This is a genomic window from Streptomyces ambofaciens ATCC 23877 (assembly GCF_001267885.1).
GTDB lineage: Bacteria > Actinomycetota > Actinomycetes > Streptomycetales > Streptomycetaceae > Streptomyces > Streptomyces ambofaciens.
In genome coordinates this window covers 1,410,006-1,423,275 of sequence record NZ_CP012382.1, presented here as the reverse complement: position 1 = coordinate 1,423,275, position 13,270 = coordinate 1,410,006, and the positions used below count along the sequence as shown (strand labels likewise).

The window sequence follows — 13,270 nt, the reverse complement described above, 5'->3', positions numbered from 1 at the left end:
GCCGGGCCGGCCGCGGCGGGGAGGCCCGGGCCGGTCAGGCCGCCTCGATGACCTCGCCGCGGATCGCGGACGCCCACTCGACCACGAGCAACTCGTACTCCACGCGCTCCTGCGCCGACAGGGATCCGCCCGCACGCCGCCACAGCGCACGGATCTCGTCGTTGAGCTCCGCGGCGGACCGCACGGAACCAGGGATCATGGAATCGGGGGACATGCGGACAAGCCTAGGGGCAAGCGCTGACCCTGCGCTACCGGACGGCTACAGAACCGGGCGCCGTCAGCCGGCGGACTCCGCGGCGTGCGGACTGAGGACGCCCGCCGTGACCAGGACGATGATGACGATGCCGAGGGCGATGCGGTACCAGACGAACGGCATGAAGCTCTTGGTGGAGATGAACTTCATGAACCACGCGATGACCACGTAGCCGGTGGCGAAGGCGATGACCGTCGCGAACAGCGTCGGTCCCCAGGAGACGTGATCGTTCTCCATCGCGTCCTTGAGCTCGAAGAGGCCGGAGGCGAGCACCGCCGGGATGGCGAGCAGGAACGAGTACCGGGCCGCCGCCTCGCGCCGGTAGCCCATGAAGAGCCCGCCGCTGATGGTGGCCCCGGAGCGGGAGACACCGGGGATGAGGGCCGCGGCCTGGCAGAGGCCGTAGATCAGGCCGTCCCGGACGGTCAGGTTCTCCAGTTCCTTGCGCTGCTGGGGCGCGCGGTGCCGGCCGCCCTTCTCGTCCCGGGCGGCCCTCCGGTCCGCGATGCCGATGATCACGCCCACGACGATGAGCATGGTCGCGGTGATCCGCAGGTCCCGGAACGGTCCCTCGATCTGGTCCTTCAGGGTCAGGCCGAGCACACCGATCGGGATCGAGCCGACGATCACGAGCCAGCCCATGCGGGCGTCGGGGTCCCGGCGCATCGACTTGTCGGTGAGCGACCGCGTCCACGCCGAGAGGATCCGCCCGATGTCCTTGCGGAAGTAGATGAGCACGGCGGCCTCGGTGCCGATCTGCGTGATCGCCGTGAAGGCCGCGCCCGGGTCGTGCCAGCCGGAGAACGCCGCGGTCAGCCGCAGGTGCGCGCTGGAGGAGACGGGGAGGAACTCGGTCAGCCCCTGGACGAGTCCGAGGATGAGGGATTCAAACCAAGACATGAGGTTACGGAGTCCAAGTGCCGATCGAGAAACGGTCGATGGACACACCGAACCGCCGTGCGCGGTGATCAGGATCTGGCGTGCCGAGGGGCAGCGTAGCGTCCCAAAGTGAAGATCGGCCCACAGGGGTGGAAGGGCTCCCGCGCACGGCCGGGCCGGTCACGGTACGGCTCACGCGACGGCCGACGCGACCGTACGCGCGATCAGCCGACGCCGACGCCGGCGCCGGGCCCGGGCGACGTACGTGCCCCTGTCAGTGTCCGCGCAGCCGGTGCCGCTTGCGCCAGGCCACCGCGGCACCCGCCAGCCCCGGCAGGGCGATGCAGGCCAGCGCGATGAGGAAGGCCGGCGACGTGGGCGTCGAGGCGCGGGCCCCGGCGACGACGTAGGCGGCGGTGTTGGGGATGGAGCCGAGGGCCGTCGCCAGGAGGAAGGGCAGCAGGCCCATGCGGGAGACGGCCGCGCAGTAGTTGGCGGCCGCGAACGGCACCCCGGGGAACAGCCGTGCCGCCAGCATCGAACGGAAACCGTGCCGGCTGAGCTGTCCGTCCGCGGCCTTCAGCCACTTGCCCCGCAGCAGCGGACGCAGCGCCTCCTGGCCCAGCACCCGGCCGAGGCAGAAGGCGATCCCGGCGCCGAGCACCGTCCCCGCCAGCGCCGACGCGAGACCCAGCTGCGAGCCGAACAGGGCACCGGCGGCCAGGTTGAGCAGGGGACGGGGCACGAAGGCGACGGTGCACAGTCCGTACGCCACCGCGTAGGCGAGCGCCGCCGTGGCTCCGCCGAGCTGCGGTGGCCACCCGTCGGTCAGCAACTCCTGCGGCCGGAACAGCAGGACCGTCGTCGCGGCCGAGGCCAGCAGGGCGAGGAGCAGGGAGAGTCGGGACCACGGGGAGAGCAGGACTCTCGTCACGCGGGCGGCGAGGCCGGTCGGTGCGGCCGGCCCGGCGGCGGTGGCGACGGCGAGCTCCGTTGCGGTGGCCCGGGGAGAGACCGTGGCGGTGCCCCCAGAGCGGGTGGTGGCATCGAGCATCCGGTGACACTAACCGACAAATGTGTGTGATCGCCGTATGGTGCGTCTCATGAGCGTCACAGCCAAGGGAGTTCCGGACGTTCCGCACAGTCCGCTCGCCGACACCGTGCTGGAACGGCTCACCTCCGTGTACGCCGCCGCGGCCGATCCCGGACGGGCCGTGAGCCGGCGGGCGTACATGAGGGACGTGGCTCCTTTCCTGGGCCTGACCTCCCCTGATCGACGCGCGCTGTCCCGCACCGTCCTCGCGGGGATGCCCCGCCCCGACGAGCGGGACCTCGCCGCGATCGCCCTGCGCTGCTGGCGGCTGCCCGAGCGCGAGTACCCCTACTTCGCCGTGGACCTGCTGCGCCGGCATGTGACGAAATGCTCGTCCGGTCTCCTGCCGGTGGTCCGGCATCTGCTCACCACGGTGCCCTGGTGGGACACGGTCGACCCGCTCTCCGCGCACGTGGTCGGAGGCCTGGTCGCGGCCGACCGCGGCCTCACGGCCGAGACGGACGCCTGGATCGAGGACGCGGACCCCTGGCTGGTCCGGGCGGCCCTGCTCCACCAACTGCGCTACGGGCAGGGCACCGACACCGGCCGGCTCTTCGGGTACTGCCTGCGCCGCGGCGGCCACGAGGACTTCTTCGTGCGCAAGGCCGTCGGCTGGTGCCTGCGCGAGTACGCCCGGACGGACCCGGACGCCGTCCGCGCCTTCGTGGCCGAGAACGGGCGGCGCCTGGCACCGCTGTCCGTGCGCGAGGCACTGCGGAACATCGGGCCGTAGCGGACCCGGGCGTCCGCGAACTCCCGTGCCGTGAAAACCGTTCGACGCGGGGCGGGAGCTCGGCGATGATCGGCGTCATGTTCCGGTACGCCTTCCCCCTCGCAGCATCCGCGGTCGCGGATGCCCCGAAGGCTGCCGTCCTCTTCCTCACGGCCGCGGCCGACGGCGCCCGAAGCTGACCCTCCCCGGATCGTCCGGCGGACCCCGCAGGGGGAGGGTCGGACGGTCACCGGGGTCCCACCACCGCCACGAGGCTTCGAGGTAGCGCCATGTCCAAGACGGCGTACGTCCGCACCAAACCGCATCTCAACATCGGCACGATGGGCCATGTCGACCACGGCAAGACCACCCTGACCGCCGCCATCACCAAGGTCCTCGCCGAGCGCGGTGCCGACAGCGGCACCCGGTACGTCTCGTTCGACCGGATCGACCGGGCCCCGGAGGAGGCGGCGCGCGGCATCACCATCAACCTCGCGCACGTCGAGTACGAGACCGACACCCGCCACTACGCGCACGTGGACATGCCGGGCCACGCCGACTACGTGAAGAACATGGTCACCGGCGCCGCCCAGCTGGACGGGGCGATCCTCGTCGTCTCCGCGCTGGACGGGGTCATGCCGCAGACGGCCGAACACGTCCTGCTCGCGCGGCAGGTGGGCGTCGACCACATCGTGGTCGCGCTCAACAAGGCCGACGCCGTCGAGGACGGGGAGGACGCGTTGCTGGCCGACCTGGTCGAGCTGGAGGTACGGGACCTGCTCACCGCGCACGGCTACGGCGGTGACGCCGTGCCCGTCGTCCGGGTCTCGGGGCTGAGGGCGTTGGAGGGCGACCCGCGGTGGACGGCGTCCGTCGAAGCGCTGCTCGACGCCGTGGACACCTACGTGCCCATGCCCGAGCGGTACCTGGACGCGCCGTTCCTGCTGTCGGTGGAGAACGTGCTCACCATCACCGGCCGCGGCACGGTGGTGACCGGCGCGGTCGAGCGCGGCACCGTCCGCGTCGGCGACCGCGTGGAGGTCCTCGGCGCCGGGGTCGAGACGGTCGTCACCGGCGTGGAGACCTTCGGCAAGCCGATGGAGGAGGCGCAGGCCGGGGACAACGTGGCGCTGCTGCTGCGCGGTGTGGCCCGCGACACGGTGCGGCGCGGGCACGTGGTCGCCGCCCCCGGCAGTGTGGTGCCCGGCCGGCGCTTCACGGCGCGGGTGTACGTGCTGTCGGCGCGTGAGGGCGGGCGGTCGACGCCGGTCACCACGGGGTACCGGCCGCAGTTCTACATCCGGACCGCGGACGTGGTCGGGGACGTGGACCTCGGTGAGGTGGCCGTCGCCCGGCCCGGGGACACCGTCACGATGACGGTGGAGCTGGGCCGGGACGTGCCGCTGGAGTCCGGTCTGGGGTTCGCCGTGCGTGAGGGCGGGCGGACCGTGGCGGCGGGGACCGTGACCGCCGTGGCCTGAACGCGGCCGGAGGCGCGGGGGCGTCGCGGCGGTGGCCGGCCCGTGCCCGTTTCGTGGCCGCTTCGTGGTCGGGCGTGCGGGATGTCGCGGGTCGGTGGCCGAGCGTGCGGGAGGTTCGCGGGTCGGTGGCCGCTCCGTGGCCGGGCGCGCGCGGCGTCGCGGTCCTGCCGCCCTGGAGCGGCCGGGCGCGGGGGACGTCGCGGGTCCGTGGCCCGAACGTGGTCCGGGGCGCGGGACGCCGCGGGTCCGGTGTGGCCGTCGGGTCCGCGGCGGAGCCGCTCCTGCCGGGGCGTTCGGCCCCAGGCACAATCGGGGGGTGAACGAAGCCATACCCGTCAGCCGCGTCACCGACCACGGCACCGCCAAGCTCATGCCCGACGTCGACCGGAGGCGGGCCTGGCTGCTCACCGTCGACGGGGCCCCGCAGTCGTACGTCGACCTGGACGAGCCGGAGCACCTGGAGTTCGAGTACACGCGCCGGCTCGGCCACGTCCTGGACACCGTGGCCGAGCCGGGGCGTGCGCTGGAGGTGCTGCACCTGGGCGGGGGTGCGATGACCCTCCCCCGGTACGTGTCACGGACCCGGCCGGGCTCGCGGCAGGACGTCGTGGAGGCCGACCGGGCCCTGCTGGACCTCGTCGCCGAGCACCTGCCGCTCCCGGACGGCGCCGGCGTCACCACGCACGGGGCCGATGCCCGCGCCTGGCTGGAAGCCGCTCCCGCGGACTCGGCCGACGTCCTGGTCGCCGACGTCTTCGGGGGCTCCCGGGTGCCCGCGCGCCTGGCCTCCGTGGGCTACGTCCGCGAGGCGGCACGGGTCCTGCGCGCCGACGGCGTGTACGTGGCCAACCTCGCCGACGCGGCGCCGTTCCCCTTCCTGCGGGCCCAGCTGGCGGGTTTCGCGACGCTCTTCGAGGAGCTGGCGCTGATCGCCGAACCGGGTGTGCTGCGTGGGCGCCGCTTCGGCAACGCGGTCCTCGTCGCCGCGCACCGGCCGCTCGACACCGCGACCCTGGCCCGGCGTACGGCCGCCGACGCCTTCCCGGCCAGGGTCGAGCACGGGTCCGCCCTGCGGGCCTTCGTCGGAGACGCGCGGCCGGTGCGGGACGAGGACGCCGTGCCGTCGCCGGAACCGCCCGCCGGGGCGTTCGGCATCGGCTAGAGGCGCCGCGCGGCGGGCTACGTGTCGGTCGGCGGGGCCTCCGTGAGGCGCACGGTGCTCAGGATCTTCTGCACCGTCGCCTCCGGGATCTCCTCGTCGACACCCTTCGCGCCGTAGAGGTTCCAGGTGACGAAGTCGCCCGCGCCGTTCTTGAACGCGAAGGTGATCGCCTTGCCCTCGGTGTCGCACTTCCCCTTCTTGGGCGCGCCCTCCGAGTGCGCCGTGATGACGCTGCCCTCGATGCCGGACGTCGTGGTGTACGGCTTCGGCTTGCCGTACTTCACGCTCTTCTTGTCCGGCTCGGTGAACCCGCCGTAGATCCACCACGGCACCCGCGTCTCGGCCGCCTGGGCGGCGTCCTTGGCGCCGCTCTCCCCGCGGGTGCCCGCGGTGGCGAGGGAGGTGCTCTCCTTGCGGCCGTCCTTGTTCTCGTCGGTGGTGCACCACTCGGACTTCAGGTAGGCCGGGGCGGTGACCGTCGTGCGCTCGGTCTTGCCGTCCTCCTCCCACTCGAAGCCGACGCTCGTGTCCGTGCTGTCGATCTCCCAGTCCGCGGGCACGTCGAACATGGTGCCGAAGCGCGGGTTGGCGACGACCTTCCAGCCGTCGACGGTCGCCTTCACGTCGTCGCCGCCGCGCGGATTGTCCTCGCCACCGGAAGCGCTCGGGTCGGTGGAAGGGGTCTCGGACTTGCTCGCGGACGCGCTGGCCGAAGGCTTGTCGTCCTTGCCCCCGTCCGCCTGGTCGTCCTTGTCACCGCCCAGCACCAGGAACCCGGTGACGCCGGCGGCCACCACCACGGCGAGCGCCGCGACGATCGCGACCACCTTGGTCCGGTTGCCGCCACCGCCGCCTCCGCCCGCGGACGGCTGCGGAGCCGTCGGGGGCTGCGGAGCGCCCCACTGCTGCTGCCCGTACGGGCCGGGCTGCTGCTGGTATCCCGGCTGCTGATAGGGATTCGGCTGCTGGTACCCCGGCTGCTGGTACGGATTGTTCTGCGGGTTCTGCTCGCCCCCGGGCGGCTGCTGTCCTGGCCACATGAGCAGTCACCCTAATGCCGCCCAGGACACGATTCGGTCACCGGGCCTTGTCAGGGACGTACCGAAGTGGCGGACGAGCCCGCGGCGATCCCCCCGGACGCCTGGCCCTCGATTGCTACTCGTGGGTAACCTGCTGCCATGAGCGCAGATCAGATGTCGATCGGCGAGTTGCTCGCCGCCACGGTGCCGATGGTCAGGACCCTGAACCTCGAGTACCTGGAGACCACTCCGGAGAAGGCCGTGCTGGCCCTGCCGGACCAGAGCGAGTACCGCAACCACGTCGGCGGACCCCACGCCGGAGCCATGTTCACGCTCGGCGAGTCGGCGAGCGGCGCGATCGTGCTGGCAGCCTTCGGCGACCAGCTCTCCCGGGCGGTGCCGTTGCCGGTCACCGCGGAGATCGCCTTCAAGAAGATCGCGCTCGGGCCGGTCACGGCCACCGCGACGCTGGGCCGCCCCGTCGCCGACGTGGTCGCGGAGCTGGACGCGGGCAGCCGCCCGGAGTTCCCGGTGAGCGTCGCCATCCAGCGGGAGGACGGCGCGGTGACCGGCGAGATGACCGTCACCTGGACCCTGCGCCCCAACGGCTGACGCCCGGTGAACCGGTAGGCTTCCCGGGTCTCCTCGATCCAGGAGACCCGGGAAGCGGCGGAAGGCCCACCCGGAACGCAGCAGGGGTGCGAATCGGAGGGTGTGGCCTTGCACGTCCAGGAGTGGCTCGACACGGTGCCCGCGGCGGCCGTGTACGCCGTCGTCGGACTCGTCATCGCTCTGGAGAGTCTGGGCATCCCGTTGCCGGGCGAGATCATCCTGGTCTCGGCGGCCCTGCTGTCCTCCCAGCACGGCGGCGTCGACCCGCTGGTCCTGGGGGTCTGCGCCAGCACGGGTGCGGTGATCGGCGACTCCATCGGGTACGCCATCGGCCGCAAGGGCGGCCGGCCACTGCTGGCCCGGCTGGGCCGCAGGTTCCCCAGGCACTTCAGCGAGGGGCACATCGCCACCGCCGAACGCTCCTTCCAGAAGTGGGGCATGTGGGCCGTCTTCTTCGGCCGCTTCGTCGCCCTGCTGCGCATCTTCGCCGGCCCGCTGGCCGGTGTGCTGCGGATGCCGTACTGGAAGTTCCTGATCGCCAACGTCCTCGGCGGCATCGTCTGGGCGGGCGGCACCACCGCGGTCATCTATTACGTCGGCGTCGTCGCCGAGTCCTGGCTGAAGCGGTTCTCCTGGCTGGGCCTCGTGCTCGCCGTGGCCATCGGTGTGACCTCGATGCTGGTCCTGAAGAGGAAGGCGAAGCGGGCCCAGCCGCTCGCCGCCGCCGCCGAGTAGCGGCGCACGCCTCGGGGCGCGGGCCGCTCCTGTCCTCCCCGCTACCGGCCCTCTCCCACCGCCGCCCGGTGCTCCACGGCAAGGGCCGCGTACATGGTGCCGTTCAGCGTGACCCCCTGACGCTCCTCCTCCGTCAGCTCCCGCTTCACCTTCGCCGGCACCCCGGCGACCAGTGAACCCGGGGGCACCCGCATCCCCTGCGGGACCAGGGCCTGGGCCGCGACCAGCGAACCGGCGCCGATCACCGCGCCGTTGAGGACCGTGGCGCCCATGCCGATCAGGCAGTCGTCCTCGACGGTCGCTCCGTGGACCACGGCGTTGTGCCCGACGGAGACCCGCTCGCCGACGGTGACGGGGAAGCCCGGGTCGGCGTGGAGCGTGCAGTTGTCCTGGATGTTGCTGCTCGCGCCGACGGAGATCCGCTCGACGTCGCCGCGCAGCACCGCCCCGTACCAGACGCTCGCCCCCGCGTGCAGCGTCACGTCCCCCACGATCGAGGACGTCGGCGCCACGAAGGCCTCCGCGTCCACCTTCGGTTCCCTGCCACCGATGCCCGTGATCAGCGCCTTCTGCGTCATCATCGCCTCCTGCTCGGGTGATGTACGGCACCGTACGCCACCCGGTGGGGTGAAGATCACAGCACTCCCGCACCGTGCCCGCACCGCGCGCCGACTACCGTGAGCGGGTGCCGAAGCGCAAGAACACGTTCTCGTCCTGGCGAAGCCGCCTCGCGCAGCGGGCCGTCCACGCGGGCTGGGCCTGGGTGCAGCGCACCGGCTCCGTCACCGCCGCGCACCCCGGCCGCTTCCGCTTCGGCGCCCTGGGCACGGGCACCCGACTGGCCTTCCCGCTCGGCACGGTCTTCGGCGAGCCCTGGATCCACGTGGGCGCCCACTGCATCATCGGCGAGCAGGTCACCCTCACCGCAGGCCTCATGCCGGACCTGGACCTCGGCCCCGAGCCGATCCTGCGCATCGGCGACGGGGTCGTCCTCGGGCGCGGCAGCCACGTCATCGCGGACACCACGGTCAGCATCGGCAGCGACTGCTACTTCGGCCCGTACGTCTACGTCACGTCCACCAACCACTCCTACGACGATCCGCACCAGCCCATCGGCAAGCAGTGGCCCAGGATGGACCCGGTGGAGATCGGCTCCGGCTGCTGGGTCGGCACCGGTGCGGTGATCCTGCCCGGCGCGCGGATCGGGCGGAACGTGGTGGTGGCGGCCGGAGCCGTGGTCCGGGGCGCGGTGCCCGACCACGCCGTGGTGGCGGGCGCGCCCGCCCGCGTCGTACGGCGCTGGACGCCCGAGGAGGGCTGGCAGCCGCCGCTGCGGACCCCGGCTCCGGTGCCGATCCCCGCCGGGGTCACGCCGGGGGAGCTGCGGGCGCTGTCGCAGCTGGACGACGAGGCGGTGGCACGCCTCGCCGAGCTGGACGACCGGGCCGGACCGGCGGGCAGGGTCGCGGAACCGGCCGCCGAGAGCTGAGCGTTCGCCCGGTTCGGCCCGTCGCCGGAAAGGGAACCCGGCACCGCCGCCGAAGTCGGCCGGACCTCACGGAAGGCTGGTGGCCAGGGCGGACGGCGCTGTCATGGTCCGGTCGCCCCGCAGTACAGTGCGGTGAACGTCCGGGTGCAGCCGACCGTATGCCGACGGACTGCACCGCGGCACCCGAAACAGTGGACAAGGATCTGGACGGAACGTGGCGGACCTCGACCTGCTGACCCAGTCCCTGGCGCGCAACGTCAAGCGCTGGCGCGGGGAGCGCGGCTTCACCCTGGAGACGCTCGCCGCCCGGGCCGGCGTCAGTCGCGGCATGCTCATCCAGATCGAGCAGGCCCGCACCAATCCCAGCCTCGGCACGGTGGTGAAGATCGGTGACGCGCTCGGGATCAGCATCACCACGCTGCTCGACCGGGAACAGGGGCCCACGGTGCGCGTCGTGCCCGCGGAGCGGGCGATCCGGCTCTGGCACACCGACGCCGGCAGCTTCAGCCGGCTGCTCGCCGGTGTGGAGGCACCCGGCCCGCTGGAGCTGTGGGAGTGGCGGCTGATGCCGGGCGAGAGCAGCCCGTCCGACCCGCATCCCACCGGGACGGTCGAGCTCGTGCACGTCACGGCCGGGGAACTGACCCTCACCGTCGACGGAGTGCCCCACCGCGTGCCGACGGGCGCCAGCGCCTCCTTCGAGTCGGACACCCCGCACACCTACGGCAACGAGGGCGACGGGCCGATGGAGATGGTCATGGCGGTCTCGGTGCCGCCCGTCCGCTGAGACGGCCGTCCTGCGCACCGCCCGCCGTTGTTAGCGTGCCGCCATGCACCCACCCATCGGGAACTTCGACAGCGCCACGCCCGCCCCGGACCGCCTCGACGAGCTGACCCGCCCGGTCGCCGACGCCGTACGCCACTGGCGCGGCGGCACCCCCGCCGACCAGCTGCTCTACGTCGACACCGACCCGCAGTGGGCCGACACCGCCGTCTTCGTCGAGCACTACGGCCGGGAGCTGCTCGAACAGTCCGCGAACTGCGTGGTGGTCACCGGCAAGCGGGGCGGCGGCAGCACCCTGGCCGCCTGCGTGGTCCTGTCCACCACCCGGGTCGACGTCAACGGTGTCGTTCGCCGCCACCTCGGGGCCCGCAAGGCCTCCTTCGCCCCGATGGACACGGCGACCGGCGAGACCGGCATGGAGTACGGCGGCATCACCCCGGTCGGCCTGCCCGGAGACTGGCCCGTGCTGGTGGACGCGGCCGTCGTCGACCTGCCGTACGTCCTTGTCGGCAGCGGACGCCGGCGCGGCAAGCTGCTGGTGCCGGGCAAGGCCTTCGCCGAACTGCCGGGCGCGGTGGTCCTGGAGGGGCTCGGCGTCGCCTGACCGGGCGGGGGTCCGCGCCGCGTGTGACGGGCGGGCTCAGCCGGTGGTGCGGGCGCCGGCGTACGGCTCGGTGAACGCCGCCACCGCGACGGGCGAGTCGAACAGGCGCCGGAGCCGGGCCGGCGCGGCGCCCGCCCGGTGCCGATCGCCCGACGCCGTGCCGTGGTACAGCCCGGCGAGCAGCCGGGAGAACTCCTGGCGGTCCCACACCACACCCGGGTGGGACACGCGGCCGAGCAGCCGGACAGGCCGTGTCGTCGCCCCTCCCGGGCGTCGCCCCCGCGCGGGCCGCCGGCGCGCCCTGGTCACCTCGGTGACCGCCCGGCGGGGAGGGTCCGCCGGCTCAGCCGAGCCGCGGGATCTCGATGGCCGGGCAGCGGTCCATCACCATGTCCAGGCCCGCCGCCCGGGTCCGCCCGTACGCGGCCTCGTCGACCACCCCGAGCTGGAACCAGACGGCACGCGCTCCCTTCGCCACCGCCTCGTCGGCCACGCCCCCGGCCAGGTCGCTGTTGACGAAGACGTCGACGACGTCCACGTGGAAGGGGATGTCCGCGAGCGAGGCGTAACCCCGCTCGCCGTGCACCGTCTCCGCCTTGGGATGCACGGGCACGACCCGCTTGCCGAAGCGCTGGAGCACCTCGGCGACGCCGTACGCCGCACGCTGCCGGTTGGACGACAGGCCCACCACGGCCCAGGTGTCGCCCAGCTCGGTGAGGATCTTGCGGACGGTTGCCTCGTCGCCGTGCACCGGCGGCCTCCTCGGACTCCTGGACGACCCGCTTGTCGCGCCTTCCGGCGAGGACAACGGACGGCGGCCCGCCGGGATTCCCCACGCGGCGGGGTCACCCGGGCGGCGGCGTTCCTCCACCCCACCGCGGCGACTCCTCGACGCGTTGGGGAACGGCCGCGAGCGCGCCCCCGGTGCGCCCCGTCCCCGCCACGCCTACGCTCACCCCGTGCTGCACATCATCGACGCCCGGACCGCAGAGCCCGCCCCCGCCGCCCCCGTGCGACGGGGCCCGACCCGGGTCGAGGCCCACGTGCCGGGCCGTGACACGACCGGGCTGCGCGTGCTGCTCGTCGCCGATCTGCTGATCCGCGCCCTGGAACTCGACGGCACGCCCGCGTGGGCCGTGCTGTCCGGCCCGGCGGACGACGAGGACGGGGCGCGGCTGCGGGCGGACGCGGCCGCCCTCGGTGTCCGTCCCTTCGAGAGCGGCGGCGCCGGCTCCGGTCCGGGCACCGGCCAGGCCGTGCACGTGGTGCGCGAGGGCCACGCCGCTTCGCGCGGGACGACGCTCGCCGTCGCCCCGGCGGACCCGGCCGCACCCGACCTCGCCGACCCCGACGCCCTGCGCCTCGCCCTGCTGTCGCACCACCACCACACGCGCGTGGAGCTCGGCGCGAGCGCGCTGGACGAGGCCCGGGACACGCTCGCGCGCTGGCGCCGCGCGGTCGCCCGCTGGGCGCGGCAGCCGTCGCGCCCCGTGCCGGGCGAGGTGCGCGACCGGCTGCGAGACGCCTGGGAGGACGACCTGGACGCGCCCGGGGTCCTGCGGGTCCTGCGCCGGGTGGAGGACGACCCGGACCTTCCGGACGGAGTCCGGTTCGAGACCTACGCCTACGCCGACCGCTTCCTGGGGCTCCACCTCGCCCGGGACGTCGGAGCCCCGGAGTGACCGCGCGCCCCGGGTCCGGCCGGGACGACCGTGCCGAGAGGCGGGCGACGGTGAGCGCATAGGCTGGCCGGATGCAGGACGAGTACCGCACGGTCGCCCGCGCGGGTGTGCACGAGACCGAGATCAACCGCTCCCGCTTCCTGTGCGCCCTCGCCCCGGCCGCCACCGAGCAGGAGGCCCAGGCGTTCGTCGCGGGCGTGCGCAAGGAGCACGCGGACGCCTCCCACAACTGCTGGGCCTACGTCATCGGTGCCGACGCGGCCGTCCAGAAGGCCAGCGACGACGGAGAGCCCGGCGGTACCGCCGGCGTACCGATGCTCCAGATGCTGCTGCGCCGCGACATGCGGTACGTCGTGGCCGTCGTCACCCGGTACTACGGCGGGGTCAAGCTCGGCGCGGGCGGCCTCATCCGCGCCTACGGGGGTGCGGTCGGCGAGGCGCTCGACGACCTCGGCACGCTCACCCGCCGCCGGTTCCGCCTGGCCACGGTGACGGTCGACCACCAGCGCGCCGGGAAGCTCCAGAACGACCTGCACGCGGCGGGACGCGCGGTACGCGAGGTGCGGTACGCCGAGGCCGTCACCATCGAGGTCGGTCTGCCGGAGGCCGAGGTGGACGCCTTCCGGTCCTGGCTCGCGGACGCCACCGCGGGCTCGGCCGGGTTCGAACTGGGCGGCGAGGCGTACGGCGACGCGTGACGGCGCGGGTGTGCCGCACGGCGCGTCACGCACGGCGCGTCACGCACGGCGCGTCACGCACGGCGCG

Annotated in this window: 17 protein-coding genes; 10 read left to right on the top strand and 7 right to left on the bottom strand. The window is 73.6% G+C overall.

The window, feature by feature from the left end; all coding sequences use genetic code 11:
- Positions 1–34: 34 nt before the first annotated feature.
- The 3 genes from SAM23877_RS37125 to SAM23877_RS06390 form a co-directional block, all read right to left on the bottom strand.
- A complete protein-coding gene (locus tag SAM23877_RS37125) occupies positions 35–214 on the bottom strand; it encodes a hypothetical protein (protein WP_079030047.1) in 180 nt (59 codons plus the stop codon).
- A gap of 63 nt (positions 215–277) precedes the next feature.
- Complete coding sequence (locus SAM23877_RS06395) at positions 278–1,153, bottom strand: undecaprenyl-diphosphate phosphatase (protein WP_053127767.1); 876 nt, start codon at positions 1,151–1,153, stop codon at positions 278–280.
- 253 nt (positions 1,154–1,406) lie between these two features.
- Positions 1,407–2,186: a TVP38/TMEM64 family protein gene (locus tag SAM23877_RS06390; protein ID WP_053127765.1), complete on the bottom strand. Its 780-nt coding sequence runs from the start codon at positions 2,184–2,186 to the stop codon at positions 1,407–1,409.
- A 49-nt stretch (positions 2,187–2,235) separates the two neighbouring features.
- Here SAM23877_RS06390 and SAM23877_RS06385 point away from each other — a divergent pair, with 49 nt between their 5' ends.
- The 3 genes from SAM23877_RS06385 to SAM23877_RS06375 all read left to right on the top strand — a co-directional run bounded on the left by SAM23877_RS06385 (position 2,236) and on the right by SAM23877_RS06375 (position 5,580).
- Positions 2,236–2,958: a DNA alkylation repair protein gene (locus SAM23877_RS06385; RefSeq protein ID WP_053142225.1), complete on the top strand. Its 723-nt coding sequence runs from the start codon at positions 2,236–2,238 to the stop codon at positions 2,956–2,958.
- A gap of 269 nt (positions 2,959–3,227) precedes the next feature.
- Positions 3,228–4,418, top strand: coding sequence for an elongation factor Tu (tuf, locus tag SAM23877_RS06380; protein WP_053127763.1), 1,191 nt, complete (start codon positions 3,228–3,230; stop codon positions 4,416–4,418).
- 316 nt (positions 4,419–4,734) lie between these two features.
- Entirely contained in the window at positions 4,735–5,580 is an 846-nt protein-coding gene (locus SAM23877_RS06375) for a spermidine synthase (protein WP_053127761.1), read from the top strand.
- 17 nt (positions 5,581–5,597) lie between these two features.
- On the opposite strand, the gene SAM23877_RS06370 is transcribed toward SAM23877_RS06375, so the two are convergent.
- A complete protein-coding gene (locus SAM23877_RS06370; protein ID WP_053127759.1) occupies positions 5,598–6,620 on the bottom strand; it encodes a DUF8017 domain-containing protein in 1,023 nt (340 codons plus the stop codon).
- A 153-nt stretch (positions 6,621–6,773) separates the two neighbouring features.
- Between SAM23877_RS06370 and SAM23877_RS06365 the strand changes: the two genes are divergently transcribed.
- Positions 6,774–7,211, top strand: coding sequence for a DUF4442 domain-containing protein (locus tag SAM23877_RS06365; protein WP_053127757.1), 438 nt, complete (start codon positions 6,774–6,776; stop codon positions 7,209–7,211).
- 108 nt (positions 7,212–7,319) lie between these two features.
- Positions 7,320–7,946, top strand: coding sequence for a DedA family protein (locus tag SAM23877_RS06360; protein WP_053142223.1), 627 nt, complete (start codon positions 7,320–7,322; stop codon positions 7,944–7,946).
- A gap of 41 nt (positions 7,947–7,987) precedes the next feature.
- Here the strand turns inward: SAM23877_RS06360 and SAM23877_RS06355 are convergent, their stop codons facing one another.
- A complete protein-coding gene (locus tag SAM23877_RS06355) occupies positions 7,988–8,524 on the bottom strand; it encodes a gamma carbonic anhydrase family protein (RefSeq protein WP_053142221.1) in 537 nt (178 codons plus the stop codon).
- Between the two features lie 107 nt (positions 8,525–8,631).
- Here SAM23877_RS06355 and SAM23877_RS06350 point away from each other — a divergent pair, with 107 nt between their 5' ends.
- From SAM23877_RS06350 to SAM23877_RS06340, 3 genes are all read left to right on the top strand, one after another.
- A complete protein-coding gene (locus tag SAM23877_RS06350) occupies positions 8,632–9,435 on the top strand; it encodes an acyltransferase (protein ID WP_053142218.1) in 804 nt (267 codons plus the stop codon).
- Between the two features lie 214 nt (positions 9,436–9,649).
- The gene (locus SAM23877_RS06345; RefSeq protein WP_053127755.1) at positions 9,650–10,222 is read left to right on the top strand and encodes a helix-turn-helix domain-containing protein; all 573 of its coding nucleotides are present in this window, start codon (positions 9,650–9,652) and stop codon (positions 10,220–10,222) included.
- Between the two features lie 43 nt (positions 10,223–10,265).
- Positions 10,266–10,823, top strand: coding sequence for a YbaK/EbsC family protein (locus tag SAM23877_RS06340; protein WP_053127753.1), 558 nt, complete (start codon positions 10,266–10,268; stop codon positions 10,821–10,823).
- A 36-nt stretch (positions 10,824–10,859) separates the two neighbouring features.
- Here SAM23877_RS06340 and SAM23877_RS06335 read toward each other — a convergent pair whose 3' ends face one another.
- Both SAM23877_RS06335 and SAM23877_RS06330 read right to left on the bottom strand, forming a co-directional pair.
- Complete coding sequence (locus tag SAM23877_RS06335) at positions 10,860–11,051, bottom strand: hypothetical protein (RefSeq protein ID WP_053127751.1); 192 nt, start codon at positions 11,049–11,051, stop codon at positions 10,860–10,862.
- 115 nt (positions 11,052–11,166) lie between these two features.
- Positions 11,167–11,574: a CoA-binding protein gene (locus tag SAM23877_RS06330; RefSeq protein WP_053127749.1), complete on the bottom strand. Its 408-nt coding sequence runs from the start codon at positions 11,572–11,574 to the stop codon at positions 11,167–11,169.
- Between the two features lie 208 nt (positions 11,575–11,782).
- Between SAM23877_RS06330 and SAM23877_RS06325 the strand changes: the two genes are divergently transcribed.
- Positions 11,783–12,505: a cysteinyl-tRNA synthetase gene (locus SAM23877_RS06325; protein WP_053127747.1), complete on the top strand. Its 723-nt coding sequence runs from the start codon at positions 11,783–11,785 to the stop codon at positions 12,503–12,505.
- A gap of 71 nt (positions 12,506–12,576) precedes the next feature.
- Complete coding sequence (locus SAM23877_RS06320; protein WP_053127745.1) at positions 12,577–13,203, top strand: YigZ family protein; 627 nt, start codon at positions 12,577–12,579, stop codon at positions 13,201–13,203.
- Positions 13,204–13,270 lie beyond the last annotated feature (67 nt).

Coding starts and splice junctions, on each gene's coding strand:
- SAM23877_RS37125 (WP_079030047.1), bottom strand. CDS start 214: ATGTCCCCCGATTCCATGATCCCTGGTTCCGTGCGGTCCGCCGCGGAG.
- SAM23877_RS06395 (WP_053127767.1), bottom strand. CDS start 1,153: ATGTCTTGGTTTGAATCCCTCATCCTCGGACTCGTCCAGGGGCTGACC.
- SAM23877_RS06390 (WP_053127765.1), bottom strand. CDS start 2,186: ATGCTCGATGCCACCACCCGCTCTGGGGGCACCGCCACGGTCTCTCCC.
- SAM23877_RS06385 (WP_053142225.1), top strand. CDS start 2,236: ATGAGCGTCACAGCCAAGGGAGTTCCGGACGTTCCGCACAGTCCGCTC.
- tuf (WP_053127763.1), top strand. CDS start 3,228: ATGTCCAAGACGGCGTACGTCCGCACCAAACCGCATCTCAACATCGGC.
- SAM23877_RS06370 (WP_053127759.1), bottom strand. CDS start 6,620: ATGTGGCCAGGACAGCAGCCGCCCGGGGGCGAGCAGAACCCGCAGAAC.
- SAM23877_RS06365 (WP_053127757.1), top strand. CDS start 6,774: ATGTCGATCGGCGAGTTGCTCGCCGCCACGGTGCCGATGGTCAGGACC.
- SAM23877_RS06355 (WP_053142221.1), bottom strand. CDS start 8,524: ATGACGCAGAAGGCGCTGATCACGGGCATCGGTGGCAGGGAACCGAAG.
- SAM23877_RS06340 (WP_053127753.1), top strand. CDS start 10,266: ATGCACCCACCCATCGGGAACTTCGACAGCGCCACGCCCGCCCCGGAC.
- SAM23877_RS06320 (WP_053127745.1), top strand. CDS start 12,577: ATGCAGGACGAGTACCGCACGGTCGCCCGCGCGGGTGTGCACGAGACC.